Here is a 1,326-nt window from a genome sequence, read left to right as displayed (position 1 = left end):
CACCGCGAGGCCCGTCACGTCCGCCGGGACGTCCTCGAACGCATACAACGGCACCGGATCGGCCAGACGAACCTCGTCGAACAGGGACAACGGCAGATACCCATCCGGCGGCTGCGCCACCCGACGGATACGCGACGTGACCGCCATACGAGGCGCATGCGCCGCCTCATCCGCCTCACGCCGCGCGTCATCCGCCTCCATCTCCGAAGGCGAACGCATGTCGAAACCACAACCGTCCGGACCGATCACCATGCCACCCCGCTTCCGCACCATACACCCGGGAATGCGCGCGGGGATGGCGATAGCCGGGAATGACACCCCAGCATAAGGCGATGAATATGCTATACTTGAGGGTATCAAACTTATGGGTGAAAAGAAGGGAAGCGGAATGGTCGGGAACGGGGATTACATGCTGGCCGCGCTGAAGCGCTATTTCGGGTTCGACTCGTTCCGCCCGGGCCAGGAGGAGGCCGTCGGGGCGGTCATCTCGGGCCGCGACGTCATGGCCGTGATGCCCACCGGCGGCGGCAAGTCCGTGTGCTACCAGCTCCCCGCCGCCAGGCCCGGCACGTTCACCCTCGTCGTCACACCATTGAGGGCGCTCATGCGCGACCAGGTGCGGCACCTGCGATCACGCGGCATACCCGCCACGCTCATCGACTCCGGCCTGGACGAGAAGGAACGCGCCGAGGTGTACGGGCGCGCCCTGTCCGGCGAACTGCGCATCCTCTCCGTCGCACCCGAACGCCTGCACGCGCCCGACTTCGCCGACTTCAGCCACCGCATCCGCATCAGCCTGCTCGCCGTCGACGAGGCGCACTGCGTGCTGCACTGGGGATCGGACTTCCGACCCAGCTACATGCGCATCGGCGAATTCATCGACTCCCTGTCCCCGCGCCCCGTGACCATGGCGCTGACCGCCACCGCAAGCCGGACGCAGGCCGGGGAGATCCGCGAACTCCTGCACCTGGCCGACCCCGTGACGGTCACGACCGACGCGGACCGGCCGAACCTGCGCCTCACGGTGGTCCGCGCCAGGCCCGGCGAACGCCTCGAGGCCATGATCGCCTGGGCGAAACGGCACAAGGGCAGCGGCATAATCTACAAGGAGAACCGGAAAGGCTGCGAACGGCTCGCCGAGACACTGCGTTCCGAAGGCATCGACGCCATGGCGTTCCACGCCGAAATGAGGGACGCGGACAAGAAACGGGTGCAGGACGGGTTCCTCGCCGGCCATCCGCGCGTCATCTGCGCCACCAGCGCGTTCGGCATGGGCGTCGACAAGCCCGACGTCAGATGGGTCCTCAACGACGGGCCGTGCAAAAG

Annotated in this window: 1 protein-coding gene and 1 pseudogene; one reads left to right on the top strand and one right to left on the bottom strand. The window is 67.0% G+C overall.

Annotated features, from left to right (window positions below):
- Positions 1-252: pseudogene (locus AB5Z52_RS17075) on the bottom strand (hypothetical protein); the annotation flags it as partial.
- 136 nt (positions 253-388) lie between these two features.
- Here AB5Z52_RS17075 and AB5Z52_RS17070 point away from each other — a divergent pair.
- A partial coding sequence (locus AB5Z52_RS17070) for an ATP-dependent DNA helicase RecQ (protein ID WP_368267144.1) occupies positions 389-1,326 on the top strand: 938 nt, incomplete at its 3' end.

The sequence above is a fragment of the Enterococcus sp. RTP21361st1_A6_RTP21361_211029 genome, from assembly GCF_040910045.1.
Lineage (GTDB): Bacteria > Bacillota > Bacilli > Lactobacillales > Enterococcaceae > Enterococcus_D > Enterococcus_D gallinarum.
This window is presented reverse-complemented; position numbering and strand designations above follow the sequence as displayed.